Origin of the sequence: Rahnella bonaserana (assembly GCF_019049675.1) — a bacterium.
In the GTDB taxonomy this organism is placed as follows: domain Bacteria; phylum Pseudomonadota; class Gammaproteobacteria; order Enterobacterales; family Enterobacteriaceae; genus Rahnella; species Rahnella bonaserana.
In genome coordinates this window covers 1-25081 of the sequence record NZ_JAFMOW010000041.1, presented here as the reverse complement: position 1 = coordinate 25081, position 25081 = coordinate 1, and the positions used below count along the sequence as shown (strand labels likewise).

Genomic DNA, 25081 nt, shown 5'->3' with positions numbered 1-25081 from the left:
GGCTGGGCGGGGCTTATCTCCATCTGGCCTACCTTAACTGGCAGAGTCATCGGATTGCCGTCAGCGAAGAGTCTCACCTTCCTTATAAGCCATCCCCTTTGCATTACATCTATAAGAACAGAACGCTGCCTGCCGTTAACCAAACGGCCTCTGTAGATGAGAATTCAACGCCGGCGGATGAGCTATTAGCAGAAGCCACGGATGCGGCGGACTATTCAGCTACTGAAGATGAGGCCCTGGAAGACGCCCCTGTTGATGAAAGTGATGACAATCAAATCATGGCGTTAGAAAAGAAGAGCCCAGATATCCCATTACAGGAGTGGCTGAAAAAGGCGATGGTGGAGCAGCAACAAGAAGAGAAAAGCGCAAAATAAAAGCATTTTCTTTGTGGTTCAGATTGCTTCTTGCTGGTGTTTAAGTATAATGCGCGGGCTTACCTAATCTTGGTAAGTCTGATTCAATATGAGTCAGTGGGCCGATAAGTTTACTTGCCGGTCAACAATACTCCCGATATGGGGGTTATGTGAAGAACGATTACACTCTCCCATCAATCGAAATGGGTTTGAGGAGTAATCATTTACGTTTAAAATAATTGGAGCTCTGGTCTCATGCAGAACCAAAGAATCCGTATCCGCCTGAAAGCGTTTGATCATCGTCTGATCGATCAATCAACTGCGGAAATCGTTGAGACTGCGAAGCGCACTGGTGCGCAAGTTCGTGGTCCAATCCCGCTGCCGACCCGCAAAGAGCGCTTTACCATTCTGATTTCTCCGCACGTCAATAAAGATGCGCGCGATCAGTATGAGATTCGCACTCACAAGCGTCTGGTTGACATCGTTGAGCCAACCGAGAAAACCGTTGATGCTCTGATGCGTCTGGATCTGGCTGCTGGTGTAGACGTGCAGATCAGCCTGGGTTAATCAGGGTCATTGAGCGATTGAGAGGTTGAAACAATGATTGGTTTAGTCGGTAAGAAAGTGGGTATGACACGTATCTTCACAGAAGATGGCGTTTCTATCCCTGTAACCGTTATCGAAATTGAAGCAAACCGCGTTACTCAGGTCAAAGACCTGGACAACGACGGTTACCGCGCTGTGCAGGTTACTACTGGTAGCAAAAAAGCTAACCGTGTAACCAAACCAGAAGCGGGCCACTTCGCTAAAGCTGGTGTAGAAGCTGGCCGCGGTCTGTGGGAATTCCGCCTTGCAGAAGGTGAAGAGTTCACTGCAGGTCAGAACATTAGCGTTGAAATTTTCGCAGACGTTAAGAAAGTTGATGTTACCGGTACTTCTAAAGGTAAAGGTTTTGCTGGCACAGTTAAGCGCTGGAATTTCCGTACCCAAGACGCTACCCACGGTAACTCCTTGTCACACCGTGTTCCGGGTTCTATCGGTCAGAACCAGACTCCGGGCAAAGTGTTTAAAGGCAAGAAAATGGCAGGCCAACTGGGTAACGAGCGTGTAACCGTTCAAAGCCTGGACGTAGTACGTGTTGACGCTGAGCGCAACCTGCTGCTGGTCAAGGGTGCTGTTCCGGGTGCAACCGGTGGCAACCTGATCGTTAAACCTGCTGTTAAGGCTTAACGTCGAGGAGATAGGAATGGAATTAGTAGTGAAAGACGCGCAGAGCGCGCTGACTGTTTCCGAAACTACCTTCGGGCGTGATTTCAATGAAGCGCTGGTACACCAGGTCGTTGTTGCTTATGCAGCAGGTGCCCGTCAAGGTACTCGCGCTCAGAAGACCCGTGCTGAAGTAACCGGTTCCGGTAAAAAACCTTGGCGTCAGAAAGGTACTGGCCGTGCGCGTTCAGGTTCTGTAAAGAGCCCGATCTGGCGTTCCGGTGGTGTAACCTTCGCTGCAAAGCCACAGGACCACAGTCAAAAAGTAAATAAAAAGATGTACCGCGGCGCGCTGAAAAGCATCCTGTCCGAACTGGTACGTCAAGATCGTTTGATCGTTGTCGAGACGTTCTCTGTAGAAGCGCCTAAAACTAAGCTGCTGGCACAGAAACTGAAAGACATGGCTCTGGAAGACGTGCTGATTGTAACTGGCGAAGTCGACGAGAATCTGTTCCTGGCCGCACGTAACCTGTACAAGGTTGACGTTCGCGATGTAGCAGGTATCGATCCAGTAAGCCTGATCGCCTTCGACAAAGTAGTTATGACTGCTGACGCTGTGAAGCAAGTTGAGGAGATGCTGGCATGATTCGTGAAGAACGTCTGCTGAAAGTGCTGCGCGCGCCGCACGTTTCTGAAAAAGCGTCTACTGCGATGGAAAAGAACAACACCATCGTTCTCAAAGTTGCCAAAGACGCGACTAAAGCGGAAATCAAAGCTGCGGTTTCGAAACTGTTTGAAGTCGAAGTCGAAGATGTGAACACCTTGCTGGTTAAAGGCAAAGTTAAACGTCACGGTCAGCGTGTTGGTCGTCGTAGCGACTGGAAAAAAGCTTACGTAACCCTGAAAGAAGGCCAGAATCTGGACTTCATCAGCGGCGCTGAGTAAGTCGGAGGAGTATGAACAATGGCAATTGTTAAATGTAAACCTACATCTCCGGGTCGTCGCCACGTTGTTAAAGTGGTTAACCCTGAGCTGCACAAGGGTAAACCTTATGCTCCGCTGCTTGAAAAACTGAGCAAAAGCGGTGGCCGTAACAACAATGGCCGTATCACCACCCGTCATATCGGTGGTGGCCACAAACAGCATTATCGTCTGGTTGACTTCAAACGCAACAAAGATGGTATCGCTGCAGTGGTTGAGCGTCTGGAGTACGATCCGAACCGTTCCGCGAACATCGCGCTGGTTCTGTACAAAGACGGCGAACGCCGTTACATCCTGGCGCCGAAAGGCCTGAAAGTGGGTGACCAGATCCAATCTGGTGTTGATGCTGCAATCAAGACAGGTAACACCCTGCCTATGCGCAACATCCCAGTAGGTTCAACGGTTCACAACGTAGAAATGAAACCAGGTAAAGGCGGCCAGATGGCTCGCTCAGCTGGTGCCTACGTTCAGATCGTTGCTCGTGACGGTTCCTACGTGACTCTGCGTCTGCGCTCTGGCGAAATGCGTAAAGTTCAGATCGATTGCCGCGCCACCTTAGGTGAAGTCGGTAACTCTGAACACATGCTTCGCGTTCTGGGTAAAGCAGGTGCTGCTCGTTGGCGTGGTATTCGTCCTACCGTTCGCGGTACTGCGATGAACCCAGTCGATCACCCACACGGTGGTGGTGAAGGTCGTAACTTTGGTAAGCACCCGGTAACTCCGTGGGGCGTTCAAACCAAAGGTAAGAAGACCCGTAGCAACAAGCGTACTGATAAATTCATTGTACGTCGCCGTAGCAAAAAATAATTAGAGGATAAGCCATGCCACGTTCTCTCAAGAAAGGTCCTTTTATTGACCTGCACTTGCTGAAGAAGGTAGAGAAAGCGGTGGAAAGCGGTGACAAGAAGCCTTTGCGCACTTGGTCCCGTCGTTCAACGATCTTTCCTAACATGATCGGTTTGACCATCGCTGTCCATAATGGTCGTCAGCACGTACCAGTATTTGTTTCCGACGAAATGGTCGGTCACAAACTGGGTGAATTCGCGCCGACTCGTACTTATCGCGGCCATGCGGCTGATAAAAAAGCTAAAAAGCGCTAAGGTAGGAGGAAGAGATGGAAACTATCGCTAAACATCGCCACGCTCGTTCTTCTGCTCAGAAGGTTCGCCTTGTTGCTGACCTGATTCGCGGTAAGAAAGTGTCGCAAGCTCTGGAAACTCTGGCCTACACCAACAAGAAAGCTGCTGGTCTGGTTAAGAAGGTGCTGGAGTCTGCCATTGCTAACGCAGAACACAACGATGGCGCTGACATCGATGATCTGAAAGTCACGAAGATTTTCGTAGACGAAGGCCCAAGCATGAAGCGCATTATGCCGCGTGCTAAAGGTCGTGCAGATCGCATTCTGAAGCGCACCAGCCACATTACTGTGGTTGTGTCCGATCGCTGAGACTCTGGAGACTAGCAATGGGTCAGAAAGTACATCCTAATGGTATTCGACTGGGTATTGTCAAACCTTGGAATTCTACCTGGTATGCAAATACCAAAGATTTCGCTGACAACCTGGACGGCGACTTTAAAGTTCGTCAGTTCCTGACTAAGGAATTGGCGAAAGCTTCCGTTTCTCGCATCGTTATCGAGCGTCCAGCGAAGAGCATCCGTGTGACTATTCACACTGCTCGTCCTGGCATCGTTATCGGCAAGAAAGGCGAAGATGTCGAAAAACTGCGTAAGGTCGTAGCGGATATCGCTGGCGTTCCTGCGCAGATTAACATCGCCGAAGTCCGTAAACCGGAACTGGACGCAAAATTGGTTGCTGACAGCATCACTTCACAGCTGGAACGTCGTGTTATGTTCCGTCGTGCTATGAAGCGTGCTGTACAGAACGCAATGCGTCTTGGCGCTAAAGGTATCAAAGTTGAAGTAAGCGGCCGTCTTGGCGGTGCTGAAATCGCGCGTACCGAATGGTACCGTGAAGGTCGTGTTCCGTTGCACACTCTGCGTGCGGATATCGATTACAACACATCTGAAGCGCACACCACTTACGGTGTAATCGGCGTTAAGGTATGGATCTTCAAAGGTGAGATCCTGGGTGGTATGGCTGCAGTTGAACAACCGGAACCGGCTGCTCAACCTAAAAAGCAGCAGCGTAAAGGCCGCAAGTAAGGAGAGTCGCTGATGTTACAACCAAAGCGTACAAAATTCCGTAAGGTGCACAAGGGCCGCAACCGTGGTCTTGCGCAAGGTACGGATGTGAGCTTCGGCACTTACGGTCTGAAAGCTGTTGGCCGTGGTCGTCTGACTGCTCGTCAAATTGAAGCAGCACGTCGTGCGATGACCCGTGCAGTTAAGCGTCAAGGTAAGATCTGGATCCGAGTATTCCCGGACAAACCGATCACCGAGAAACCGCTCGAAGTTCGTATGGGTAAAGGTAAAGGCAACGTAGAGTATTGGGTTGCTTTGATCCAGCCTGGTAAAGTCCTGTACGAAATGGACGGTGTGCCTGAAGAGCTGGCTCGTGAAGCCTTCCAGCTGGCAGCAGCCAAACTGCCTATCAAAACCACCTTTGTAACTAAGACGGTGATGTAATGAAAGCACAAGAGCTGCGCGAAAAAAGCGTGGAAGAGCTGAACACTGAGTTGCTGAACCTTTTGCGTGAGCAGTTTAACCTGCGCATGCAAACGGCAAGCGGTCAGTTGCAGCAAACACACCTGTTGAAGCAAGTGCGTCGTGATGTTGCACGTGTGAAAACTTTACTGACTGAAAAGGCGGGTGCGTAATGACTGACAAGATCCGTACTCTGCAGGGTCGTGTAATCAGTGACAAGATGGAAAAATCCATTGTTGTTGCGATTGAACGTGTGGTGAAACACCCGATTTACGGTAAATTCATCAAACGTACGACCAAATTGCACGTACATGACGAGAACAATGAATGTGGTATCGGCGACGTTGTGGAAATCAGCGAATGCCGTCCACTGTCTAAGACTAAGTCTTGGACCTTGGTTCGCGTTGTAGAGAAAGCGATTCTGTAATACAGTAGCGCCTCTCAAAAATAGATAAACGGCTCATGTACGTGGGCCGTTTATTTTTTCTACCCATAATCGGGAACCGGTGTTATAATGCCGCGCCCTCATATTGTGGGGATTTCTTAACGACCTATCCTGGGTCCTAAAGTTGTAGTTGACATTAGCGGAGCACTAACATGATCCAAGAACAGACTATGCTGACCGTGGCCGACAACTCCGGTGCACGTCGCGTAATGTGTATCAAGGTTCTAGGTGGCTCGCACCGTCGCTACGCAGGCGTCGGCGACATCATCAAAATTACCATCAAGGAAGCAATTCCTCGCGGTAAGGTGAAGAAAGGCGATGTGCTGAAGGCGGTAGTGGTGCGCACCAAGAAGGGTGTTCGTCGCCCGGACGGTTCTGTCATTCGCTTCGATGGTAATGCATGCGTTATTTTAAATAATAACAGCGAGCAGCCAATCGGCACGCGTATTTTTGGGCCGGTAACTCGTGAACTGCGTAATGAGAAGTTCATGAAAATTATCTCTCTGGCACCAGAAGTACTCTAAGGAGCGAACCATGGCAGCGAAAATCCGTCGCGATGACGAAGTTATCCTGCTTACCGGTAAAGATAAAGGTAAGCGCGGTAAAGTAAAAAATGTCCTGTCTTCTGGCAAGGTCATTGTTGAAGGTATCAACCTGGTTAAAAAACATCAGAAGCCTGTACCGGCCCTGAACCAACCAGGTGGCATCGTTGAAAAAGAAGCTGCAATTCCGGTTTCTAACGTTGCTCTCTTCAACACGGCTACTGGCAAGGCGGACCGTGTAGGCTTTAGATTCGAAGACGGCAAAAAAGTCCGTTTCTTCAAATCTAACAGCGTAACTATCAAGTAATTTGGAGTAGTACGATGGCGAAACTGCATGATTACTACAAAGACGATGTCGTAAAAAAACTCATGGCTGAGTTTGGTTACAATTCTGTCATGCAAGTCCCTCGGGTCGAGAAGATCACCCTGAACATGGGTGTTGGTGAAGCGATCGCTGACAAGAAACTGCTGGATAACGCAGCAGCTGACCTGGCAGCAATCTCCGGTCAAAAACCGCTGATCACCAAAGCACGCAAATCAGTTGCAGGCTTCAAAATCCGTCAGGGCTATCCGATCGGCTGTAAAGTAACCCTCCGCGGCGAACGCATGTGGGAGTTCTTTGAGCGTCTGGTCTCCATTGCTGTACCACGTATTCGTGACTTCCGCGGCTTGTCTGCTAAGTCTTTCGATGGTCGTGGTAACTACAGCATGGGCGTGCGTGAACAGATCATCTTCCCGGAAATCGATTATGATAAAGTCGATCGCGTTCGTGGTTTAGATATTACTATCACCACTACTGCGAAATCCGATGATGAAGGCCGTGCATTGCTGACAGCCTTTAACTTCCCGTTCCGCAAGTAAGGCAGGGTTACTAATGGCTAAGCAATCCATGAAAGCACGCGAAGTCGTTCGCGTAAAACTGGCTGATAAATACCGCGCTAAACGCGAGGAATTGAAAGCTATTATCTCTGGTGTGAACTCATCCGACGAAGATCGTTGGGATGCTGTTCTTAAGCTGCAGTCTCTGCCGCGTGATTCCAGCCCGTCTCGTCAGCGTAACCGCTGCCGTCAAACTGGTCGTCCGCATGCTTTCCTGCGGAAGTTCGGGTTGAGCCGTATTAAGGTCCGTGAAGCCGCTATGCGCGGTGAAATTCCGGGTCTTAAGAAGGCTAGCTGGTAATTGTCACCAATTGAATCACGGGAGTAAAGACAGATGAGCATGCAAGATCCGATCGCGGATATGCTGACCCGTATCCGTAACGGTCAAGCCGCGAACAAAGTTGCGGTCACCATGCCTTCCTCCAAGCTGAAAGTGGCTATTGCCAACGTGCTGAAGGAAGAAGGCTATATTGAAGAATTTAAAATCGAAGGCGACGCCAAACCTGAACTGGAATTAGTACTGAAGTACTTCCAGGGCAAGGCAGTGGTAGAAAGCATTCAACGTATCAGCCGTCCAGGTCTGCGCATCTATAAGAAAAAAGATGAGCTGCCAAAAGTTATGGCCGGTATGGGTATCGCTGTTATTTCTACCTCTAAAGGTGTTATGACCGATCGTGCAGCTCGCCAGGCTGGTCTTGGTGGCGAGATTATCTGCTACGTAGCTTAATTGGGAGGAAAGAATGTCTCGTGTTGCAAAAGCACCCGTCGTCATTCCTGCCGGCGTAGAGGTAAAACTCAACGGTCAGGTTATTTCGATTAAGGGTAAAAACGGCGAGCTGTCACGTACTATCCATGACGCTGTTGTAGTTAAGCAGGAAGAAAATACACTGACTTTCGCTCCACGCGAAGGCGCTGTAGACGGTTGGGCCCAAGCGGGTACCACTCGTGCACTGTTGAACTCTATGGTTGTAGGTGTTACCGACGGCTTCACTAAAAAGCTTCAACTGGTAGGTGTTGGTTATCGTGCTGCTGTTAAAGGCAACGTGGTGAATTTAGCTTTAGGCTTCTCTCACCCGGTCGATCATCAACTGCCGGAAGGCATCACTGCAGAATGTCCGACCCAAACTGAAATCGTGCTGAAAGGCGCTGATAAACAGGTTATCGGTCAGGTTGCTGCGGATTTACGTGCCTACCGTCGTCCTGAGCCTTATAAAGGCAAGGGTGTCCGTTACGCCGACGAAGTCGTGCGTACCAAAGAGGCTAAGAAGAAGTAAGGTAACACTATGGATAAGAAATCTGCTCGTATCCGTCGTGCGACCCGCGCACGCCGCAAGCTCAAAGAATTGGGTGCGACTCGTCTGGTGGTACATCGTACCCCGCGTCATATTTACGCACAGGTCATCGCACCAAACGGTTCTGAAGTAATAGTTGCTGCATCTACTGTAGAAAAAACTATCACTGAGCAACTGAAGTATACCGGCAACAAAGATGCTGCCACTGCTGTAGGTAAAGCTATCGCAGAACGCGCATTGGAAAAAGGGATCACGAAAGTATCCTTTGACCGTTCCGGTTTCCAATATCATGGTCGAGTCCAGGCACTGGCAGATGCTGCCCGTGAAGCTGGCCTTCAGTTCTAAGGAAGAGGTTTAAGATGGCTCACATCGAAAAACAAGCTGGCGAACTGCAGGAAAAGCTGATCGCGGTAAACCGCGTATCTAAAACCGTAAAAGGTGGCCGTATCTTCAGCTTTACCGCACTGACAGTAGTTGGTGATGGTAACGGTCGCGTTGGTTTTGGCTACGGCAAAGCACGCGAAGTTCCGGCAGCGATCCAGAAAGCGATGGAAAAAGCCCGTCGCAACATGATGAATGTCGCGCTGAACAGCGGCACCCTGCAGCATCCTGTTAAAGGTGCTCATACGGGTTCCCGTGTGTTCATGCAGCCGGCTTCCGAAGGTACCGGTATTATCGCCGGTGGTGCAATGCGCGCCGTCCTGGAAGTTGCAGGGGTTCATAACGTATTGGCTAAAGCTTATGGTTCCACCAACCCGATCAACGTGGTTCGTGCAACTATCGATGCTTTGGCAAATATGAAATCCCCACAAATGGTCGCTGCCAAGCGTGGTAAATCCGTTGAAGAAATTCTGGGGTAATTAACCATGGCAAAGACTATTAAAGTTACACAAACTCGCAGTTCCATTGGCCGTCTGCCGAAGCATAAAGCTACTCTGCTGGGCCTGGGTCTGCGTCGTATTGGTCACACCGTTGAGCGCGAGGATACTCCTGCTGTACGCGGTATGATCAACCTGGTTTCCTACATGGTTAAGGTTGAGGAGTAAGAGATGCGTTTAAATACTCTGTCTCCGGCTGATGGTGCCAAACAAGCGCCAAGGCGTGTAGGTCGTGGTATTGGTTCTGGCCTGGGTAAAACCGGCGGTCGTGGTCACAAAGGTCAGAACTCACGTTCTGGCGGTGGCGTACGTCGTGGTTTTGAAGGTGGTCAGATGCCTTTATATCGTCGTTTGCCGAAATTCGGCTTCACCTCCCGCAAAGCTATGATCACGGCAGAAGTTCGTCTGTCTGAACTGGCTCTGGTGGAAGGCGACGTGATCGACCTGAACGCGCTGAAAGCCGCTAACGTAGTTGGTATCCAGATCGAGTTCGCGAAAGTAATCCTTTCTGGCGAAGTTGGTCGTGCGGTAACTCTGCGTGGTTTGCGTGTCACCAAAGGCGCTCGTGTTGCTATCGAAGCTGCTGGCGGTAAAATTGAGGAATAAGTAGCAGATGGCTAAGCAACCGGGATTAGATTTTCAAAGTGCCAAGGGTGGACTAGGCGAACTGAAGCGCAGACTTTTGTTTGTTATCGGTGCGCTGATTGTTTTCCGTATCGGCTCTTTTATTCCGATCCCTGGTATTGATGCCACTGTACTTGCCAAATTGCTCGAGCAGCAAAGAGGTACCATCATTGAAATGTTTAACATGTTCTCTGGTGGTGCCCTTAGCCGTGCTTCAATCTTTGCTCTGGGGATCATGCCGTACATTTCGGCATCGATTATTATCCAGCTTTTAACGGTGGTTCATCCAGCGTTAGCAGAAATTAAGAAAGAAGGGGAGGCTGGCCGTCGTAAGATTAGTCAGTACACCCGTTACGGTACGCTGGTATTGGCAGTGTTTCAGTCGATCGGTATTGCTACCGGTCTGCCGAACATGCCTGGTATGCAGGGCCTGGTGTTAAATCCAGGCTTTGCGTTCTACTTTACCGCAGTTGTAAGCTTAGTGACCGGGACAATGTTCCTGATGTGGCTGGGTGAGCAGATTACTGAACGAGGTATCGGTAACGGTATTTCAATCATAATTTTTGCCGGTATCGTAGCGGGTCTCCCGCCGGCGATTGCACATACTATTGAACAAGCTCGGCAAGGCGACCTGCACTTCCTCCTGTTGCTGTTGGTTGCAGTTTTAGTGTTTGCAGTGACTTTCTTTGTGGTGTTTGTTGAACGTGGTCAACGTCGTATCGTCGTTAACTATGCTAAACGCCAACAAGGTCGTCGTGTCTATGCAGCACAGAGCACGCACTTACCGTTGAAAGTGAATATGGCAGGGGTTATCCCGGCAATCTTCGCTTCCAGCATTATTCTGTTCCCTGCCACGATTGCATCATGGTTTGGGGGCGGGACTGGTTGGAACTGGCTGACAACGATTTCGCTGTATTTGCAGCCTGGACAACCGCTTTATGTGTTACTCTATGCGACTGCAATCATCTTCTTCTGTTTCTTTTATACTGCGTTGGTGTTCAACCCGCGTGAGACAGCAGATAACCTGAAGAAGTCCGGTGCATTTGTACCAGGAATTCGTCCGGGAGAGCAAACGGCGAAGTACATCGATAAAGTAATGACTCGTTTAACCTTAATTGGTGCGATGTATATTACTTTCATCTGCCTTATCCCGGAGTTCATGCGTGACGCGATGAAAGTTCCATTCTACTTTGGTGGTACTTCTCTACTAATCGTAGTCGTCGTTATCATGGACTTTATGGCTCAAGTGCAAACTCTGATGATGTCAAGTCAGTACGAGTCTGCATTGAAGAAAGCAAACCTGAAAGGCTATAACCGCTAATCTGGTGAGTTTGCGAAGTTACGGAGAGTAAAAATGAAAGTTCGTGCTTCCGTCAAGAAATTATGTCGTAACTGCAAAATTGTTAAGCGTAACGGTGTCGTTCGCGTAATCTGCAGTGCAGAACCGAAGCATAAACAGCGTCAAGGCTGATTATCTCGCATATTTTTCTTGCAAAGTTGGGTTGAGCTGGCTAGATTAGCCAGCCAATCTTTTGTATGTAAGCAGCAATACTATTTGAGTATCCTGAAAACGGGCTTTTCAGAATGGTGTTGCCGTATATAAATAGTAGGAGTGCATAGTGGCCCGTATAGCAGGCATTAACATTCCTGATCAGAAACATACCGTGATCGCATTAACTTCGATCTACGGCATCGGTAAAACCCGCTCACAGTCTATCTGTGCTGCATCCGGTATTGCTGAAAATGTTAAGATCAGTGAGCTGTCTGAAGAGCAAATCGAAAAACTGCGTGACGAAGTTGCCAAGTTCATTGTTGAAGGTGATCTGCGTCGTGAAGTCACCCTGAGCATCAAGCGTCTTATGGACCTTGGGACTTATCGTGGTTTGCGTCATCGTCGTGGTCTTCCAGTACGCGGTCAGCGTACCAAGACTAACGCACGTACCCGTAAGGGTCCGCGTAAACCGATCAAGAAATAATCGGGGTGATTGAATAAATGGCAAAGGCACCTGTTCGTACACGTAAACGTGTAAGAAAACAAGTCTCTGACGGCGTGGCTCATATCCATGCTTCTTTCAACAACACCATTGTTACCATTACCGATCGTCAGGGTAATGCTTTGGGTTGGGCAACAGCTGGTGGTTCCGGTTTCCGTGGTTCTCGTAAATCCACTCCGTTCGCAGCTCAGGTTGCAGCAGAGCGCTGCGCTGACGCAGTGAAAGAATACGGTATCAAGAATCTGGAAGTTATGGTTAAAGGACCTGGTCCTGGTCGTGAGTCTACTATCCGCGCATTAAACGCGGCTGGTTTCCGCATCACTAATATTACTGATGTGACTCCTATCCCTCATAACGGTTGTCGTCCGCCGAAAAAGCGTCGCGTATAACGCTGCTTTTAGGTTTGTTGGAGAGAGAAAATGGCAAGATATTTGGGTCCTAAGCTCAAGCTTAGCCGTCGTGAGGGCACAGATTTATTCCTTAAATCTGGTGTTCGCGCGATCGATACCAAGTGTAAAATTGAACAAGCTCCTGGTCAGCATGGTGCGCGTAAACCGCGTCTGTCTGACTATGGTGTGCAGTTACGTGAAAAGCAAAAAGTTCGCCGTACCTACGGTGTTCTGGAGCGCCAGTTCCGTAACTATTACAAAGAAGCAGCACGCCTGAAAGGCAACACCGGTGAAAACCTGTTGCAACTGCTTGAGGGTCGTTTGGACAACGTAGTTTATCGTATGGGCTTCGGCGCTACTCGTGCGGAATCGCGCCAGTTAGTTAGCCACAAAGCTATCATCGTAAACGGTCGCGTTGTTAACATCGCTTCTTATCAGGTATCTCCGAATGACGTTGTCAGCATCCGTGAGAAAGCTAAAAAGCAATCTCGCGTGAAGGCCGCTTTGGAGTTGGCTGAACAGCGTGAAAAGCCGACTTGGCTTGAAGTTGATGCTGCTAAGATGGAAGGTGTGTTCAAGCGTATGCCTGAACGTACTGATCTGTCTTCCGACATTAACGAACACCTGATCGTCGAGCTTTACTCCAAGTAAAGCTTAGTACCAAAGAGAGGACACAATGCAGGGTTCTGTGACAGAGTTTCTAAAACCGCGCCTGGTAGATATCGAGCAAGTCAGTTCGACGCACGCCAAGGTGACCCTTGAGCCTTTAGAACGTGGCTTTGGCCATACTTTAGGCAACGCACTGCGCCGTATTCTGCTTTCATCCATGCCGGGTTGCGCGGTGACCGAGGTTGAGATTGATGGTGTACTGCATGAGTACAGCACCAAAGAAGGCGTACAGGAAGATATCCTGGAGATCCTGCTCAACCTGAAAGGGCTGGCGGTGAGAGTTCAAGGTAAAGATGAAGTTATTCTTACCCTGAATAAGTCTGGCATTGGCCCTGTGACTGCAGCCGACATTACCCATGATGGTGATGTCGAAATCGTCAAGCCGCAACACGTCATCTGCCACCTGACCGATGAAAACGCTGCTATCAGCATGCGTATCAAAGTTCAGCGCGGTCGTGGTTATGTGCCGGCGTCTGCCCGAATTCATTCGGAAGAAGATGAGCGCCCAATTGGTCGTCTGTTAGTAGACGCATGCTACAGCCCTGTAGAGCGAATTGCCTACAATGTTGAAGCAGCGCGTGTAGAACAGCGTACTGATTTGGACAAGCTGGTTATCGAAATGGAAACCAACGGTACGATCGATCCTGAAGAGGCGATCCGTCGTGCGGCAACCATTCTTGCTGAACAACTTGAAGCTTTCGTTGATTTACGAGATGTACGTCAACCGGAAGTCAAAGAAGAGAAGCCGGAATTCGATCCAATCCTGCTGCGCCCTGTTGACGATCTGGAATTGACTGTCCGCTCTGCTAACTGCCTTAAGGCAGAAGCAATCCACTACATCGGTGATCTGGTACAGCGTACCGAGGTTGAGTTACTTAAAACACCTAACCTGGGTAAAAAATCTCTTACTGAGATCAAAGACGTACTTGCGTCCCGTGGTTTGTCTCTGGGCATGCGCCTGGAAAACTGGCCACCAGCAAGTATTGCTGACGAGTAACCGGATCACAGGTTAAGGTTTTACTGAGAAGGATAAGGTCATGCGCCATCGTAAGAGTGGTCGTCAACTGAACCGTAACAGCAGCCACCGACAGGCTATGTTCCGTAACATGGCCGGCTCTTTGGTTCGTCATGAGATCATCAAGACGACCCTGCCGAAAGCGAAAGAGCTGCGTCGCGTTGTTGAGCCGCTGATTACTCTTGCCAAGACCGACAACGTTGCAAATCGTCGTCTGGCATTCGCCCGTACTCGTGATAACGAGATCGTGGCAAAACTGTTTAATGAACTGGGCCCGCGTTTCGCGAGCCGTGCTGGTGGTTACACTCGTATTCTTAAGTGTGGCTTCCGTGCAGGCGACAATGCGCCGATGGCATACATCGAGCTCGTTGATCGTGCAGAGTCAAAAGCAGAAGTAGCAACTGCTGAATAATCTGTAGATGCATGAAAAAACCGGGCTTATGCCCGGTTTTTTTACATCTAAAATTCGCCCCTCTCTTTACCCATTCCCGACACAAATGAACCTGAATTTCCTGCCCGTTCGCGCTAAGCTGCAACTATGAACTATGATGATCCTTTCATTATTACAAAGGTTAAATCATGCTCCTGATTGACCAGTGGGTAGAGAAGCACATCAAAGATGCTCAGGAAAAAGGGGACTTTGATAATTTGCCTGGTAACGGGCAGCCAATAAGTCTTGATGATGACAGCGCCGTACCAGAAGACTTAAGAGTCGCATTTCGCATTTTAAAAAATGCAGGCTATTTGCCACCAGCGCTTCAGGACAGAAGGGAAGCTGTCGAGTTGGATCATTTACTGCGGACGCTGGATAATGATGACCCCCAGTTTGCTGTTTCTGAAAAAAGACTCAGAGTTCTTCAACTGCGTTTGCAGCAGGCTGGCATGAATACAGATTTTTTGCGGGGGCAATATAAAGACGCACTGCAGGATAAATTCAGGGGGAAATAGTATGTACAAAATTGGTGAGCTCGCCGGGTTGGCAAATGTTACTGCAGATACTGTTCGCTACTATGAAAAGCAAGGAATGATGGGCGCTGGCACCCGTAATTCTTCGGGTTATCGTCAGTATGATGAAAATGATTTGCAGCGGCTCCGTTTTATCCGTTATGCCAAATCCACGGGCTTTACACTGGAGGCTATCAAAGAGCTGCTATCGATTCGTATCGATCCTTTGCATCATACGTGTCAGGAATCCAAAGCCATAGTAGACGAACGACTTGCCGAGGTTGAATTTAAGCTGCAGGAATTAACTCAGATGCGCGAGTCACTTCAAAGGCTGAGTGCAGCCTGCTGCGGTTCGGCGCATACCAGCGCCAGCTGTTCTATTTTAGAGGCTTTAGAAGACGGTGCAGGTAAGGTTGCCTGAATTCTGTAATCGTTTTATATACTGCTTTCGGACGAATAATTTTCGCAGTATGATGTGCGCGGATTTTGTCCAATTTGTATTTCACATATCGAGGATTTATGACCCAGTATAAGCACCAAAAAGGCATCATTCAGGATAACGCGTTGCAGGCACTTCTCCATGACCCGCTATTCAAACAGCGGATTGAGAAGAATCAGAAAGGGAAAGGAAGTTATCGTCGTAAAGAGAAGAATGGGAAGGGGAGTTATCTGGAGGGCAGTGTTGAGTGTTCAGTCGAATATTCAACACTGCCCTTCTTAATCAGTCAGAGTTTAACTGACAGACTTTAACTTCTAGAGTTTTGGCGTTTGTTGTTCTTTCAGCAAGTCACGAATTTCCGCCAGTAATGTTTCTTCTGCCGTTGGTTTTGGTGGAGCTGCCGGAGCATCTTCCTGCTTACGACGCATCTTGTTCATCAGCGTGATCGCACAGAATATTGCCAGTGCAACGATAACGAAATCAAAAACGTTCTGAATAAAAACGCCGTAATGCATTACTACTGCTGGTGTCGCACCCTGAGCATCTCTGAGAACGAAAGCAAATTGTTTAAAATCTACTCCGCCAATCAGCAATCCCAGCGGAGGCATAATAATATCGGCGACAAATGATGACACTATTTTGCCAAATGCTGCACCGATGATAACACCCACAGCAAGGTCAACCACGTTGCCACGCATGGCAAACTCACGAAACTCTTTCATAAAACTCATAAAATACTCCTTGGCAAATTCATCAAATGTGTCAAAACAAGTAAAGACCATTTGTAGAGTCTTCGCTACAAAAGTTCTCACCCGAATACTAATTAGCGGAAATTCTTATAAGCCTCGTCGCCAATTATAAGAAGAACGGGCTCGGCTGGAACAATCGCTCAACGTCCCTGACAAATTTCTTGTCAGTAATGAACATAACAACGTGATCACCTTGTTGGATCCGGCTGGTACCGTTAGCAATGATCACATCATTCCCGCGCACAATCGCGCCGATGGTTGTACCTGGCGGGAGTTTGATTTGTTCGACTGTACGGCCAACTACCTTTGAGGTGGTTTCATCGCCATGCGCGATGGCCTCGATGGCTTCAGCAACACCGCGGCGCAACGAAGAAACGCTGACAATATCCGCTTTTCTGACATGCCCGAGTAAGGCAGAAATCGTCGCCTGCTGAGGCGAAATTGCTATGTCGATGACGCTGCCCTGAACCAAATCCACATAAGCGCTGCGTTGGATTAGAACCATGGCCTTTTTGGCACCCATTCGCTTAGCCAACATGGCAGACATGATGTTAGCTTCATCATCGTTGGTAATTGCAATGAAAACATCAACCTGCTCAATATGCTCTTCGGCCAGAAGCTCCTGATCCGAAGCGTCGCCATAGAAGACGATTGTATCTTGCAAAAGCTCGGCGAGTTCGGCGGCGCGTTGCTGATCGCGTTCGATGAGTTTCACACTGTAATTTTTCTCAAGGCGTTGCGCCAGACCCGCGCCGACATTGCCACCGCCAACGATCATAATCCGCTTATAAGGTTTTTCCAGTCTCTGGAGTTCACTCATGACGGCGCGGATATGCTGCGATGCCGCCACAAAGAAGACTTCATCACCGGCTTCAATGATGGTTGATCCCTGAGGGCGGATCGGACGGTCCTGACGGAATATTGCGGCCACTCGCGTTTCAATATGCGGCATATGTTCACGCATAGAAGAAAGCGCGTTACCGACTAATGGTCCGCCGTAGTAGGCTTTGACCGCCGCGATACTGACCTTTCCCTCCGCAAAATTCACGACCTGAAGCGCACCAGGATACTCGATAAGTTTGTAGATATAGTCTGTGACTAATTGCTCTGGTGAGATCAGGTGGTCGATTGGAACTGCTTCAGGCAAGAACAGCTTTTCAGATTCGCGGATGTACTCCGTTGAGCGAATGCGAGCTATACGATTAGGCGTGTTAAACAGCGAATAGGCTATCTGACAGGCAATCATATTTGTTTCATCAGAATTGGTCACGGCGACCAGCATATCTGCGTCTTCAGCGCCGGCCTCACGCAACACACGCGGGTGCGAGCCATGCCCCTGAACAACCCGAAGGTCAAACTTATCCTGAAGTTGGCGTAACCGGACGGTATTTGTGTCGACAACGGTAATGTCATTGTTTTCACCCACCAGGTTTTCGGCGAGTGTTCCGCCCACCTGCCCGGCACCGAGAATTATTATTTTCATATGACTCTCTGCTTTGCCTCAACGCTATCAGCCAGCGTAAATGCTGCTGATAGGAAATGATTAACTTTTAATAAGTTTAGCGTAATAGAAGCCGTCGCCATCTTCAGCATGAGGAAGATTTTGGCGTCCGGGATTTTCTATCGTCCCCGTTTCGACCAGTGTAGCTTCCGGGTGCGATTGAAGGAAAACAGCTATTTGTTGAGCGTTTTCGTCCGGCAATACGGAACAGGTGGCATAGACCAATACACCCTTACTTTTTAGCCTTGGCCATACAGCTTCGAGGATTTCTCTTTGAAGACTCGCAAGTTCAGCGATGTCGCTGTCTCTGCGCAACCATTTAATATCGGGATGTCGGCGGATTACGCCCGTTGCTGAACAAGGCGCATCAAGCAAAATACGGTCAAATATACGTTCACCCGCCCAAACCTGCGGCTCGCGGCCATCACCCTGTTTGACTTCGGCATTGAGTCCCAAACGCTGCAGGTTTTCATGAACACGCTTCAAACGTTGCTCATCCACATCAACCGCAAGAACGTGAGCCTTTGGCGCGGCTTCCAGAATATGCGTTGTTTTACCTCCCGGCGCACAGCACAAATCGAGGATCATCTCGGCATTCTGTGGATCCAGCAGAGCAACGCTACCTTGTGCTGAGGCATCCTGAACAGTGACCCAACCTTCTGCAAATCCCGGAAGGAGATTAACCTGGCAAGGCGTGAGCAAGCGCAAAGCATCACGGTATTCAGGATGCGCAACGGCTTCAATCTGTGCGTCGTTAAGTAACTGCAGATACTCATCGCGTGTGTGATGCATACGGTTCACGCGCAGCCACATAGGCGGTCTTTGATTGTTTGCTTCGACAATACTTTCCCACTGACCGGGATACGCTTTTTTGAGGCGATTCAGCAACCAGCTTGGATGAAGATAGCGACTGTCATTGTTCGCCATGCGTTGCAGCAATTCTTCCTGCTGACGCTGGAACTGACGCAGAACCCCGTTGATAAGCCCTTTCAACTGAGGGCGTTTCAGGGCAACGGCACCTTCGACTGTTTCTGCAAGAACGGCGTGTGCCGGAATACGGGTATGCATCAGCTGGTAGAGGCCAACCATCAGTAAATAATGCAACGTTCTCTGCTTGCCGGTGAGCTGTTTTGCCATCAGTTGCTGCAAACACCATTCCAGCTGAGGAAGAACCCGTAAGGTACCGAAGCAGAGTTCCTGAAGTAACCCACGATCTTTATCTGAGACATTTTTTTGCAGACCAGGCAGGACGGTCGAAAGAGAAAGACCTTTGTCCAAGACCTGGCTGATGGCTTGAGCTGCAATACTACGGAGATTATAGGCTGTTTTCATAGTCAAAAAAGCTGACCGAAGCCAGCATTATCAAAGAGATATGGCCCGACGAGATATCGGGCGTAGTCGTGAAGGTCAGGCTAAAAGGGTGCCTTCGGTAAACCATTCGCGACGAGAGTTAAGCAAATCCTGCGCGGACATCGCCTTTTTGCCTGAAGGTTGTAGCTGGGTGATATTCAGAATCCCGTCAGAAGTGGCGACCTGGATCCCTTTTTTGTCAGCAGAAATGATAGTCCCCGGCAAGGCAGCGTGTTGCGTTGCCAGATATTCTGCCTGCCAGACTTTCACCGGCTGATCATCAATCATGAAGAAGCTGACTGGCCATGGGTTAAATGCACGAATACAGCGTTCAAGTTGGTTGGCAGACAGATTCCAGTCTAAGCGGGCTTCTTCCTTGCTGAGTTTCTCAGCATAGGTTACGTGCTCTTCGCTTTGAACTTCAGGTTTGGCTGTGCCGTTCGCTAGTTGCTGTAAGGTTTCAAGCATACCCTGCGGGCCCAACTCAGCCAGCTTGTTGTAAAGCGAGGCACTGGTATCTTCCGGCAAGATGTCACATTCTACTTTGTGCAGCATATCGCCAGTATCAAGGCCGACATCCATCTGCATGATAGTGACGCCCGTTTTAGCATCCCCGGCCCACAATGAACGTTGAATGGGAGCGGCGCCACGCCAGCGGGGCAGAAGAGAACCATGGACATTAATGCAGCCCAGCTTGGGCATCTCGAGCACAGCTTTAGGCAGGATCAAACCATAAGCCACAACCACCATGATGTCAGCCCCGAGCGCAGCAACCAGAGACTGGTTTTCTTCAGGGCGCAGGGACTTCGGTTGAAAAACCGGAATGTCATGGGACTGGGCCAGAATCTTGACCGGGCTTGCGGTCAGTTTATTACCGCGTCCAGCCGGACGGTCAGGCTGTGTGAAAACGCCAACCACCTGATGTTCTGATGATAACAGCGCGTCAAGATGACGCGCTGCAAAGTCGGGAGTACCGGCAAATATGATTCGCAAAGCAGTGTCCTGTGTTACACGAATATTAGTCAGCCCGTGCGTTCAGCTTGGCCATTTTTTCCATTTTCTGGCGGATACGCTGACGTTTCAATGGGGACAAATAATCCACGAATAATTTACCCACCAGATGATCCATTTCATGCTGGATACAAATTGCCAGCAAGTCATCCGCTTCAAGCTCGAAGGTTTTACCGTCGCGATCAAGCGCGCGCACTTTGACTTTCTCAGCACGTGGCACGAGAGCACGTTGATCTGGGATCGACAGGCAGCCTTCTTCAATCCCTGTTTCGCCGCTTTTTTCCAGCAGTTCAGGGTTGATGAGAACCAGACGTTCGTCGCGATTTTCAGAGACATCAATCACGATAATGCGCTGATGAATGTCTACCTGAGTCGCAGCCAAACCGATGCCTTCTTCTGCATACATGGTTTCAAACATATCATCCACGATCTGCTGAATCTCGGCGTTAACTTCTTTGACCGGTTTTGCAGTAATGCGAAGCCGCTCGTCTGGGAAATGTAATATCTGTAATACGGACATATTTTTCTGGATCTTTATTCAAATGATTGAAGATATATAGACTCTATTCTAGACATTTCCCGTCGCGATTGACAGCATCCTCTGCCAATTGAATCAGTCGCTGAAAGGCATTAAGCAAGGAAAGCATAATGACATTACAGGAAGTGTGGATACGTTTGTCGAGAGTTAAACGCCTTGACGCGGGGCTAGCCCAAGGGATTATCCAGTCATTATTTAACAGCGGAATTTATTCTCCCGCTGCATTAGCAGGTTGCGGGCTTTCAGAAGAGCAAATTGCGAATTTTCGACATTGTAATGCGCAATGGGTTGCAGAATCGCTGAGATGGCTGGAAAGCGATCATCGCCATTTGATTCATTTTGGCAGCACTTTGTATTCGGCTTTATTGGCTCAGATATCTTCTCCTCCATTGATCCTGTTCGTGGAGGGGGACCCTGATTTATTGACCTCGCCTCAAATCGCGATGGTCGGGAGTCGCGAATTTACTCATTACGGCGAACAATACGCGCAGGTTTTTGCCAGCGGGTTGGTGAGTAGCGGCTTTACTGTAACGAGCGGTCTGGCTATGGGGATCGACGGAATTAGTCACCGTGCAACACTTGAGGCGCAGGGGAAAACGATCGCTGTTCTGGGAAGCGGATTGCTAAAACGTTATCCGCCCCGGCATTCAAGGTTAGCTCAGCACATTCTTGAAGCCGGAGGGGCGCTGGTTTCAGAGCATTTAGTGACAGCTCCGCCGCTGGCTGCACACTTTCCTCGCCGTAACAGGATAATTAGCGGATTAAGCGCTGGCGTGCTGGTCATCGAGGCAACATTACGCAGCGGTTCCCTTATCACTGCCCGTTACGCGCTGGAACAGGGAAGAGAAGTTTTCGCCCTTCCCGGGCCGTTGGGCAGAGTGACATCAGAAGGCACGCACTGGCTTATTCAGCAGGGCGCTTATCTGGTGACGGAGCCTAACGACATTGCCGAGCATATTGGCAGCGGGCTGACCTGGTTTCCTGATATTCGTGCTTCAGAATCTTTCAAAAAGCCTGCAAACAAGTGTTCTGTTGCGTCAGAGACGATTATTTGTGCGCAAGATAGCGAAGTTGAATTGCCATTTGCTGATGTGTTGGCTAACGTAGAATATGAGGTGACATCTGTTGACGTCGTCGCCGAACGTGCTGGCCAACCTGTGCCAGAAGTGGTAGGTAAGCTACTCGAGCTGGAGTTAGCAGGATGGATCGCAGCTGTATCCGGCGGCTATGTCCGAATTAAGAGGGCAAGCCATGTTCGACGTACTAATGTACTTATTTGAAACTTACATTCACAACGAAGCGGAGATGAATGTTGACGAGGATAGGTTAACGGATGACTTGACCGAAGCTGGTTTCCACCGGGCCGATATTCACAATGCGCTGAGTTGGCTTGAAAAACTTGCGGATATGCAAGAGGGTGGAACCCCATCTTATATGCTGGACTCCGATCCTTCAGCATTACGTATTTATACCGACGAGGAAATAAGCCGGTTAGATAGCAGCTGTCGTGGTTTTTTACTGTTCCTGGAACAGATCAAAGTATTGAACTTCGATACCAGAGAGATGGTTATCGATCGTGTTATGGCTCTGGACACTGAAGAATTCGATCTTGAGGATCTTAAGTGGGTCGTGCTGATGGTTCTCTTTAATATTCCCGGATATGAAAGTGCATATCAGCAAATGGAAGAGCTGTTGTTTGAAGTTAATGAAGGTTATCTGCATTAAGAGATAACAGGTAAAAAAGTAAGATATGACAAAAGCAGCACTTTTTGCTGAGAAGCAAAATGAATCCTGTCCGGAATGCGGGGCCGCTCTGGTGATCCGTAGTGGTCGCCACGGCCCCTTTCTGAGTTGTTCATCCTATCCACAATGCCAGTACATACGCCCTCTGAAATCTCAGGCTGATGGCCATATTGTTAAAGTGCTGGATGGGCAATCATGCCCTAAATGTGAGTCCACCTTAGTGCTGCGTCAGGGGCGTTATGGGATGTTTATTGGCTGTAGTCAGTATCCTGAATGCGACCATATTGAGGTTATTGATAAACCAGAAGAAACCAGCCTGGATTGTCCGCAATGTGGGAAGGGGCATTTGTTGCAGCGAAAATCCCGATTCGGCAAAGTATTTCATGCCTGCGACCGTTACCCGGATTGCCAGTTCGCCATCAATAACAAGCCGGTGGCGGGAGAATGTGTCCATTGCCATTACCCTTTATTGATGGAAAAGAAAACGGCGCAAGGTATCAAGTTATTTTGTGCCAGTAAATTGTGCGGTAAAGCCGTCGAAATAAAAGATAACGAACAAGATGAATAAAAGCTTAGAAAACTCATTTACCCTCGTACTTGATGCGCTGCGTGAACAGCAAGTTGTTGCTTACCCGACTGAAGCCGTCTTTGGTCTCGGATGTGATCCGGACAGTGAACAGGCTGTCGATGCGCTTCTGGCGCTAAAAAAGCGGCCAAAAGATAAAGGTCTTATTCTGATTGCTGATAATTATCAGCAGCTTCTTCCTTATATAGATGACTCATCGCTCACTGAACAACAGCTTGCGCATATCTGGTCATTCTGGCCGGGCCCGGTAACCTGGGTCATGCCTGCAAAACCCTCAACGCCTGAGTGGTTAACCGGACGTTTTACGTCGCTGGCTGTACGGGTTACCGATCACCCGCTGGTCAAAGAGCTTTGCCAAAAATTTGGCAAACCGCTGGTATCTACCAGTGCGAATCTCAATGGTGAGCCGCCATGCCGGTTACCCGCAGAAGTACGGCTTCAGTTTGGGGATAATTTCCCAGTAATTGATGGCGATGTCGGCGGAAGAGAAAATCCATCAGAAATCCGGGATGCCCTAACCGGTTCCCTGATCCGTCAAGGTTAAAGGAAGAGAGTGATGTCATCTTTCGCGGTATTTGGAAATCCGATCGGCCACAGTAAATCCCCTCGTATTCATGCATTGTTTGCCAGCCAGACCGGAATCAATCATACCTATGGCACCGTGCTGGCTCCGCATGAAGAGTTTGAAGAAACGCTGCGAACCTTTTTTGAGGGCGGAGCCTGTGGGGCAAATATCACCGTGCCTTTCAAAGAGCGCGCTTTTGCAGAATCTGACGAACTGACTGACCGCGCTGCAATGTCCGGTGCTGTGAATACCCTGAAAAAGCTCGAAGACGGTCGTTTGCTCGGCGACAACACAGATGGCATTGGTATGCTGAGTGACCTGGAGCGGCTGGCGCTTTTGAAGCAAGGTGATCGGGTTTTATTGATCGGTGCCGGTGGCGCTGCGAGAGGAGTGATACTTCCCTTGCTTTCTCATGGCTGCCCAGTGGTTGTCACCAACCGGACGTTCGAACGGGCACAACACCTGAGCCATATCTTTGAAGAAAAAGGGGATATCCGGGCTATCGCACTGACTGATCTGGGTGAAGAATCTTTCGACCTGATCATTAACGCCACGGCTTCGGGTATTAAAGGTGAGATCCCTGCGATCCCGGAAAAAGTGCTGACAGCTCAGACTCGTGTCTACGATATGTATTATCAGGCAGGTTTAACGCCTTTCCTCACCTGGGCTAAAAATAACGGGGTAACGGGTTATGCCGACGGGTTGGGAATGCTGGTGGGGCAGGCTGCCCATGCTTTCTATCTGTGGCATGGCGTTATGCCAGAGATTGAGCCTGTGCTTGAACAACTAAAAAGAGACTTGCTGGCTTAACCTGCAATGCCTGAACAGTGTGTATTTTACTGTTCAGGCAACGCTATTCTTCATTATTGCTGAGAAAGGTAGAGATCTTTCCAGGTCACATAATTATTCGAAGAATATGTCAGTCCTGCAAGTTCTTCTGACGTCAGCTCCCGTATCTGCTTAACGGGACTGCCTAAATAGAGGTAACCGCTTTCGAGTGTTTTTCCTGGCGGAACCAGACTGCCGGCGCCAATCATCACATCATCCTCAACGATCGCACCGTCCAGCACTATCGATCCCATCCCTACCAGCACCCGGTTTCCTATAGTACAACCATGCAACATAGCCTTATGGCCGACGGTCACGTCCTCTCCAATAATAAGCGGGTAGCCTTCAGGATTATGCCGCGACTGGTGAGTGACATGCAGCACGCTTCCATCTTGCACATTGGTTCTGCAGCCGATCACGACATTATTCACATCACCACGTATCACCACCAGCGGCCAGATACTGACATCATCAGCCAGATCCACATCACCAATCACCACACTGGAAGGATCAACCATGACTCTTTCTCCTAATGTTGGTGTTAATCCCTGATAAGCACGTAAAGCCTGAGACATCTGAAGCACCCCATAAGTGAGTTTTGACCTTGGCAATATAGTTCGGGTCTGAGGAAATACCAATTTGAGCTCAATAAGATCGGCGCGAAAACCAGCGGATCGAGCGAGATCTCCGCGAAAGGGTTGAAAAATACGCAGTCGATCCTTTTATTGGAAAAAAGGCTTGTGCAAAAAATTCGGATCCCTATAATGCCGCTCCATCGACAGGGAACAACGTGAACAACATCACGAAGTGACCGGGTCGGAAAGATTGAAAACAGCGGCAACCGGGTAAAATAAACGGTTGACACTGAATGAGGAAAGCGTAATATACGCCACCTCGAGTTAGCAAGCGAAAGCGCGTAACTCACTGCTCTTTAACAATTTATCAGACAATCTGT

The 25081-nt window shown here is 49.1% G+C and carries 43 protein-coding genes; 37 read left to right on the top strand and 6 right to left on the bottom strand.

All coding sequences use genetic code 11. From position 1 onward, the window contains the following. The 32 genes from J1778_RS00640 to J1778_RS00485 form a co-directional block, all read left to right on the top strand. Positions 1-374 (top strand): hypothetical protein (locus J1778_RS00640; protein WP_217171547.1); only part of this gene is annotated, 374 nt, incomplete at its 5' end. Positions 375-608: 234 nt separating this feature from the next. Continuing rightward, complete coding sequence (gene rpsJ / locus J1778_RS00635) at positions 609-920, top strand: 30S ribosomal protein S10 (protein WP_009639175.1); 312 nt, start codon at positions 609-611, stop codon at positions 918-920. Positions 921-953: 33 nt separating this feature from the next. Further along, positions 954-1583, top strand: coding sequence for a 50S ribosomal protein L3 (gene rplC, locus J1778_RS00630; protein WP_013573687.1), 630 nt, complete (start codon positions 954-956; stop codon positions 1581-1583). Positions 1584-1599: 16 nt separating this feature from the next. Beyond that, positions 1600-2205: a 50S ribosomal protein L4 gene (gene rplD / locus J1778_RS00625; RefSeq protein ID WP_013573688.1), complete on the top strand. Its 606-nt coding sequence runs from the start codon at positions 1600-1602 to the stop codon at positions 2203-2205. Further along, on the top strand, positions 2202-2504 hold the full coding sequence (gene rplW / locus J1778_RS00620; RefSeq protein ID WP_013573689.1) for a 50S ribosomal protein L23: 303 nt from the start codon (positions 2202-2204) through the stop codon (positions 2502-2504). The genes rplD and rplW overlap by 4 nt, the downstream gene beginning before the upstream one ends. 18 nt (positions 2505-2522) lie before the next feature. Next, positions 2523-3347 (top strand): 50S ribosomal protein L2, encoded by an 825-nt coding sequence (gene rplB, locus J1778_RS00615; RefSeq protein ID WP_112288137.1) that lies wholly within the window; start codon positions 2523-2525, stop codon positions 3345-3347. A 14-nt stretch (positions 3348-3361) separates the two neighbouring features. Beyond that, on the top strand, positions 3362-3640 hold the full coding sequence (rpsS, locus tag J1778_RS00610) for a 30S ribosomal protein S19 (protein ID WP_004929772.1): 279 nt from the start codon (positions 3362-3364) through the stop codon (positions 3638-3640). A gap of 14 nt (positions 3641-3654) precedes the next feature. Continuing rightward, the gene (gene rplV, locus J1778_RS00605; RefSeq protein WP_004391423.1) at positions 3655-3987 is read left to right on the top strand and encodes a 50S ribosomal protein L22; all 333 of its coding nucleotides are present in this window, start codon (positions 3655-3657) and stop codon (positions 3985-3987) included. 17 nt (positions 3988-4004) lie between these two features. Then, complete coding sequence (rpsC, locus tag J1778_RS00600) at positions 4005-4703, top strand: 30S ribosomal protein S3 (RefSeq protein ID WP_013573691.1); 699 nt, start codon at positions 4005-4007, stop codon at positions 4701-4703. Between the two features lie 12 nt (positions 4704-4715). Continuing rightward, positions 4716-5126 carry a 50S ribosomal protein L16 gene (gene rplP, locus J1778_RS00595; RefSeq protein ID WP_009639183.1) on the top strand — a complete coding sequence of 137 codons (411 nt, stop codon included), beginning with the start codon at positions 4716-4718 and terminating at the stop codon, positions 5124-5126. After that, positions 5126-5317: a 50S ribosomal protein L29 gene (gene rpmC / locus J1778_RS00590; protein WP_013573692.1), complete on the top strand. Its 192-nt coding sequence runs from the start codon at positions 5126-5128 to the stop codon at positions 5315-5317. Before rplP ends, rpmC begins: the two co-directional genes overlap by 1 nt. Then, the gene (gene rpsQ, locus J1778_RS00585; protein WP_014333604.1) at positions 5317-5571 is read left to right on the top strand and encodes a 30S ribosomal protein S17; all 255 of its coding nucleotides are present in this window, start codon (positions 5317-5319) and stop codon (positions 5569-5571) included. The genes rpmC and rpsQ overlap by 1 nt, the downstream gene beginning before the upstream one ends. A 170-nt stretch (positions 5572-5741) precedes the next feature. Next, a complete protein-coding gene (gene rplN, locus J1778_RS00580; RefSeq protein WP_008457164.1) occupies positions 5742-6113 on the top strand; it encodes a 50S ribosomal protein L14 in 372 nt (123 codons plus the stop codon). A gap of 10 nt (positions 6114-6123) precedes the next feature. Beyond that, positions 6124-6438, top strand: a complete 315-nt coding sequence (rplX, locus tag J1778_RS00575) for a 50S ribosomal protein L24 (protein WP_013573694.1) — start codon at positions 6124-6126, stop codon at positions 6436-6438. Between the two features lie 14 nt (positions 6439-6452). Continuing rightward, on the top strand, positions 6453-6992 hold the full coding sequence (gene rplE / locus J1778_RS00570) for a 50S ribosomal protein L5 (protein WP_013573695.1): 540 nt from the start codon (positions 6453-6455) through the stop codon (positions 6990-6992). A 13-nt stretch (positions 6993-7005) separates the two neighbouring features. Beyond that, complete coding sequence (gene rpsN, locus J1778_RS00565; RefSeq protein WP_013573696.1) at positions 7006-7311, top strand: 30S ribosomal protein S14; 306 nt, start codon at positions 7006-7008, stop codon at positions 7309-7311. Positions 7312-7344: 33 nt separating this feature from the next. Beyond that, positions 7345-7737 carry a 30S ribosomal protein S8 gene (gene rpsH, locus J1778_RS00560; protein ID WP_013573697.1) on the top strand — a complete coding sequence of 131 codons (393 nt, stop codon included), beginning with the start codon at positions 7345-7347 and terminating at the stop codon, positions 7735-7737. Between the two features lie 13 nt (positions 7738-7750). Next, a complete protein-coding gene (rplF, locus tag J1778_RS00555) occupies positions 7751-8284 on the top strand; it encodes a 50S ribosomal protein L6 (protein WP_013573698.1) in 534 nt (177 codons plus the stop codon). Between the two features lie 9 nt (positions 8285-8293). Next, entirely contained in the window at positions 8294-8647 is a 354-nt protein-coding gene (rplR, locus tag J1778_RS00550) for a 50S ribosomal protein L18 (protein WP_013573699.1), read from the top strand. A 14-nt stretch (positions 8648-8661) separates the two neighbouring features. Next, positions 8662-9162: a 30S ribosomal protein S5 gene (gene rpsE / locus J1778_RS00545; RefSeq protein WP_013573700.1), complete on the top strand. Its 501-nt coding sequence runs from the start codon at positions 8662-8664 to the stop codon at positions 9160-9162. 6 nt (positions 9163-9168) lie between these two features. After that, entirely contained in the window at positions 9169-9348 is a 180-nt protein-coding gene (gene rpmD, locus J1778_RS00540) for a 50S ribosomal protein L30 (protein ID WP_013573701.1), read from the top strand. Between the two features lie 3 nt (positions 9349-9351). Further along, a complete protein-coding gene (gene rplO / locus J1778_RS00535) occupies positions 9352-9786 on the top strand; it encodes a 50S ribosomal protein L15 (RefSeq protein WP_013573702.1) in 435 nt (144 codons plus the stop codon). A gap of 7 nt (positions 9787-9793) precedes the next feature. Beyond that, positions 9794-11125 (top strand): preprotein translocase subunit SecY, encoded by a 1332-nt coding sequence (gene secY, locus J1778_RS00530; protein WP_013573703.1) that lies wholly within the window; start codon positions 9794-9796, stop codon positions 11123-11125. A 33-nt stretch (positions 11126-11158) separates the two neighbouring features. Further along, the gene (rpmJ, locus tag J1778_RS00525; protein WP_002227352.1) at positions 11159-11275 is read left to right on the top strand and encodes a 50S ribosomal protein L36; all 117 of its coding nucleotides are present in this window, start codon (positions 11159-11161) and stop codon (positions 11273-11275) included. A 148-nt stretch (positions 11276-11423) separates the two neighbouring features. Further along, the gene (rpsM, locus tag J1778_RS00520; protein WP_013573704.1) at positions 11424-11780 is read left to right on the top strand and encodes a 30S ribosomal protein S13; all 357 of its coding nucleotides are present in this window, start codon (positions 11424-11426) and stop codon (positions 11778-11780) included. A 17-nt stretch (positions 11781-11797) separates the two neighbouring features. Continuing rightward, a complete protein-coding gene (gene rpsK / locus J1778_RS00515; protein ID WP_004929731.1) occupies positions 11798-12187 on the top strand; it encodes a 30S ribosomal protein S11 in 390 nt (129 codons plus the stop codon). A gap of 30 nt (positions 12188-12217) precedes the next feature. Then, positions 12218-12838: a 30S ribosomal protein S4 gene (rpsD, locus tag J1778_RS00510; RefSeq protein WP_112288139.1), complete on the top strand. Its 621-nt coding sequence runs from the start codon at positions 12218-12220 to the stop codon at positions 12836-12838. Positions 12839-12863: 25 nt separating this feature from the next. Then, complete coding sequence (locus J1778_RS00505; protein WP_002919219.1) at positions 12864-13853, top strand: DNA-directed RNA polymerase subunit alpha; 990 nt, start codon at positions 12864-12866, stop codon at positions 13851-13853. Between the two features lie 40 nt (positions 13854-13893). After that, on the top strand, positions 13894-14283 hold the full coding sequence (gene rplQ, locus J1778_RS00500; RefSeq protein WP_013573706.1) for a 50S ribosomal protein L17: 390 nt from the start codon (positions 13894-13896) through the stop codon (positions 14281-14283). Between the two features lie 167 nt (positions 14284-14450). Then, the gene (locus J1778_RS00495) at positions 14451-14819 is read left to right on the top strand and encodes a DnaJ family domain-containing protein (protein WP_217171546.1); all 369 of its coding nucleotides are present in this window, start codon (positions 14451-14453) and stop codon (positions 14817-14819) included. A gap of 1 nt (position 14820) precedes the next feature. Next, complete coding sequence (zntR, locus tag J1778_RS00490; RefSeq protein ID WP_217171545.1) at positions 14821-15237, top strand: Zn(2+)-responsive transcriptional regulator; 417 nt, start codon at positions 14821-14823, stop codon at positions 15235-15237. Positions 15238-15335: 98 nt separating this feature from the next. After that, positions 15336-15566, top strand: coding sequence for an alternative ribosome-rescue factor A (locus J1778_RS00485; RefSeq protein ID WP_217171544.1), 231 nt, complete (start codon positions 15336-15338; stop codon positions 15564-15566). A gap of 3 nt (positions 15567-15569) precedes the next feature. On the opposite strand, the gene mscL is transcribed toward J1778_RS00485, so the two are convergent. The 5 genes from mscL to def form a co-directional block, all read right to left on the bottom strand. Continuing rightward, complete coding sequence (gene mscL, locus J1778_RS00480; RefSeq protein WP_217171543.1) at positions 15570-15986, bottom strand: large-conductance mechanosensitive channel protein MscL; 417 nt, start codon at positions 15984-15986, stop codon at positions 15570-15572. A gap of 124 nt (positions 15987-16110) precedes the next feature. Then, a complete protein-coding gene (gene trkA / locus J1778_RS00475) occupies positions 16111-17487 on the bottom strand; it encodes a Trk system potassium transporter TrkA (RefSeq protein ID WP_112288144.1) in 1377 nt (458 codons plus the stop codon). A gap of 60 nt (positions 17488-17547) precedes the next feature. Beyond that, positions 17548-18837, bottom strand: a complete 1290-nt coding sequence (rsmB, locus tag J1778_RS00470; protein ID WP_217171542.1) for a 16S rRNA (cytosine(967)-C(5))-methyltransferase RsmB — start codon at positions 18835-18837, stop codon at positions 17548-17550. A gap of 75 nt (positions 18838-18912) precedes the next feature. Further along, entirely contained in the window at positions 18913-19872 is a 960-nt protein-coding gene (gene fmt, locus J1778_RS00465) for a methionyl-tRNA formyltransferase (RefSeq protein ID WP_217171548.1), read from the bottom strand. Between the two features lies 1 nt (position 19873). Continuing rightward, entirely contained in the window at positions 19874-20386 is a 513-nt protein-coding gene (gene def / locus J1778_RS00460) for a peptide deformylase (RefSeq protein WP_112288147.1), read from the bottom strand. A gap of 128 nt (positions 20387-20514) precedes the next feature. Between def and dprA the strand changes: the two genes are divergently transcribed. The 5 genes from dprA to aroE are packed head-to-tail and all read left to right on the top strand — an operon-like array spanning position 20515 to position 24108. Continuing rightward, entirely contained in the window at positions 20515-21684 is a 1170-nt protein-coding gene (gene dprA / locus J1778_RS00455; protein WP_217171541.1) for a DNA-protecting protein DprA, read from the top strand. Next, a complete protein-coding gene (locus tag J1778_RS00450; RefSeq protein ID WP_159282935.1) occupies positions 21656-22129 on the top strand; it encodes a DUF494 family protein in 474 nt (157 codons plus the stop codon). Before dprA ends, J1778_RS00450 begins: the two co-directional genes overlap by 29 nt. A gap of 25 nt (positions 22130-22154) precedes the next feature. Next, positions 22155-22715: a DNA topoisomerase family protein gene (locus J1778_RS00445; protein WP_217171540.1), complete on the top strand. Its 561-nt coding sequence runs from the start codon at positions 22155-22157 to the stop codon at positions 22713-22715. Further along, entirely contained in the window at positions 22708-23277 is a 570-nt protein-coding gene (tsaC, locus tag J1778_RS00440; protein ID WP_217171539.1) for an L-threonylcarbamoyladenylate synthase type 1 TsaC, read from the top strand. Before J1778_RS00445 ends, tsaC begins: the two co-directional genes overlap by 8 nt. Before the next feature lie 9 nt (positions 23278-23286). Continuing rightward, positions 23287-24108, top strand: coding sequence for a shikimate dehydrogenase (aroE, locus tag J1778_RS00435; RefSeq protein WP_217171538.1), 822 nt, complete (start codon positions 23287-23289; stop codon positions 24106-24108). A 53-nt stretch (positions 24109-24161) separates the two neighbouring features. On the opposite strand, the gene J1778_RS00430 is transcribed toward aroE, so the two are convergent. Next, positions 24162-24701 (bottom strand): gamma carbonic anhydrase family protein, encoded by a 540-nt coding sequence (locus J1778_RS00430; protein ID WP_217171537.1) that lies wholly within the window; start codon positions 24699-24701, stop codon positions 24162-24164. Positions 24702-25081: the final 380 nt, after the last annotated feature.

Bases quoted from the DNA above. Each gene is read 5' to 3' on its own strand.
- rpsJ (WP_009639175.1), top strand. From the start codon at position 609: ATGCAGAACCAAAGAATCCGTATCCGCCTGAAAGCGTTTGATCATCGT.
- rplC (WP_013573687.1), top strand. From the start codon at position 954: ATGATTGGTTTAGTCGGTAAGAAAGTGGGTATGACACGTATCTTCACA.
- rplD (WP_013573688.1), top strand. From the start codon at position 1,600: ATGGAATTAGTAGTGAAAGACGCGCAGAGCGCGCTGACTGTTTCCGAA.
- rplW (WP_013573689.1), top strand. From the start codon at position 2,202: ATGATTCGTGAAGAACGTCTGCTGAAAGTGCTGCGCGCGCCGCACGTT.
- rplB (WP_112288137.1), top strand. From the start codon at position 2,523: ATGGCAATTGTTAAATGTAAACCTACATCTCCGGGTCGTCGCCACGTT.
- rpsS (WP_004929772.1), top strand. From the start codon at position 3,362: ATGCCACGTTCTCTCAAGAAAGGTCCTTTTATTGACCTGCACTTGCTG.
- rplV (WP_004391423.1), top strand. From the start codon at position 3,655: ATGGAAACTATCGCTAAACATCGCCACGCTCGTTCTTCTGCTCAGAAG.
- rpsC (WP_013573691.1), top strand. From the start codon at position 4,005: ATGGGTCAGAAAGTACATCCTAATGGTATTCGACTGGGTATTGTCAAA.
- rplP (WP_009639183.1), top strand. From the start codon at position 4,716: ATGTTACAACCAAAGCGTACAAAATTCCGTAAGGTGCACAAGGGCCGC.
- rpmC (WP_013573692.1), top strand. From the start codon at position 5,126: ATGAAAGCACAAGAGCTGCGCGAAAAAAGCGTGGAAGAGCTGAACACT.
- rpsQ (WP_014333604.1), top strand. From the start codon at position 5,317: ATGACTGACAAGATCCGTACTCTGCAGGGTCGTGTAATCAGTGACAAG.
- rplN (WP_008457164.1), top strand. From the start codon at position 5,742: ATGATCCAAGAACAGACTATGCTGACCGTGGCCGACAACTCCGGTGCA.
- rplX (WP_013573694.1), top strand. From the start codon at position 6,124: ATGGCAGCGAAAATCCGTCGCGATGACGAAGTTATCCTGCTTACCGGT.
- rplE (WP_013573695.1), top strand. From the start codon at position 6,453: ATGGCGAAACTGCATGATTACTACAAAGACGATGTCGTAAAAAAACTC.
- rpsN (WP_013573696.1), top strand. From the start codon at position 7,006: ATGGCTAAGCAATCCATGAAAGCACGCGAAGTCGTTCGCGTAAAACTG.
- rpsH (WP_013573697.1), top strand. From the start codon at position 7,345: ATGAGCATGCAAGATCCGATCGCGGATATGCTGACCCGTATCCGTAAC.
- rplF (WP_013573698.1), top strand. From the start codon at position 7,751: ATGTCTCGTGTTGCAAAAGCACCCGTCGTCATTCCTGCCGGCGTAGAG.
- rplR (WP_013573699.1), top strand. From the start codon at position 8,294: ATGGATAAGAAATCTGCTCGTATCCGTCGTGCGACCCGCGCACGCCGC.
- rpsE (WP_013573700.1), top strand. From the start codon at position 8,662: ATGGCTCACATCGAAAAACAAGCTGGCGAACTGCAGGAAAAGCTGATC.
- rpmD (WP_013573701.1), top strand. From the start codon at position 9,169: ATGGCAAAGACTATTAAAGTTACACAAACTCGCAGTTCCATTGGCCGT.
- rplO (WP_013573702.1), top strand. From the start codon at position 9,352: ATGCGTTTAAATACTCTGTCTCCGGCTGATGGTGCCAAACAAGCGCCA.
- secY (WP_013573703.1), top strand. From the start codon at position 9,794: ATGGCTAAGCAACCGGGATTAGATTTTCAAAGTGCCAAGGGTGGACTA.
- rpmJ (WP_002227352.1), top strand. From the start codon at position 11,159: ATGAAAGTTCGTGCTTCCGTCAAGAAATTATGTCGTAACTGCAAAATT.
- rpsK (WP_004929731.1), top strand. From the start codon at position 11,798: ATGGCAAAGGCACCTGTTCGTACACGTAAACGTGTAAGAAAACAAGTC.
- rpsD (WP_112288139.1), top strand. From the start codon at position 12,218: ATGGCAAGATATTTGGGTCCTAAGCTCAAGCTTAGCCGTCGTGAGGGC.
- J1778_RS00505 (WP_002919219.1), top strand. From the start codon at position 12,864: ATGCAGGGTTCTGTGACAGAGTTTCTAAAACCGCGCCTGGTAGATATC.
- rplQ (WP_013573706.1), top strand. From the start codon at position 13,894: ATGCGCCATCGTAAGAGTGGTCGTCAACTGAACCGTAACAGCAGCCAC.
- J1778_RS00495 (WP_217171546.1), top strand. From the start codon at position 14,451: ATGCTCCTGATTGACCAGTGGGTAGAGAAGCACATCAAAGATGCTCAG.
- zntR (WP_217171545.1), top strand. From the start codon at position 14,821: ATGTACAAAATTGGTGAGCTCGCCGGGTTGGCAAATGTTACTGCAGAT.
- J1778_RS00485 (WP_217171544.1), top strand. From the start codon at position 15,336: ATGACCCAGTATAAGCACCAAAAAGGCATCATTCAGGATAACGCGTTG.
- mscL (WP_217171543.1), bottom strand. From the start codon at position 15,986: ATGAGTTTTATGAAAGAGTTTCGTGAGTTTGCCATGCGTGGCAACGTG.
- trkA (WP_112288144.1), bottom strand. From the start codon at position 17,487: ATGAAAATAATAATTCTCGGTGCCGGGCAGGTGGGCGGAACACTCGCC.
- rsmB (WP_217171542.1), bottom strand. From the start codon at position 18,837: ATGAAAACAGCCTATAATCTCCGTAGTATTGCAGCTCAAGCCATCAGC.
- def (WP_112288147.1), bottom strand. From the start codon at position 20,386: ATGTCCGTATTACAGATATTACATTTCCCAGACGAGCGGCTTCGCATT.
- dprA (WP_217171541.1), top strand. From the start codon at position 20,515: ATGACATTACAGGAAGTGTGGATACGTTTGTCGAGAGTTAAACGCCTT.
- J1778_RS00450 (WP_159282935.1), top strand. From the start codon at position 21,656: ATGTTCGACGTACTAATGTACTTATTTGAAACTTACATTCACAACGAA.
- J1778_RS00445 (WP_217171540.1), top strand. From the start codon at position 22,155: ATGACAAAAGCAGCACTTTTTGCTGAGAAGCAAAATGAATCCTGTCCG.
- tsaC (WP_217171539.1), top strand. From the start codon at position 22,708: ATGAATAAAAGCTTAGAAAACTCATTTACCCTCGTACTTGATGCGCTG.
- J1778_RS00430 (WP_217171537.1), bottom strand. From the start codon at position 24,701: ATGTCTCAGGCTTTACGTGCTTATCAGGGATTAACACCAACATTAGGA.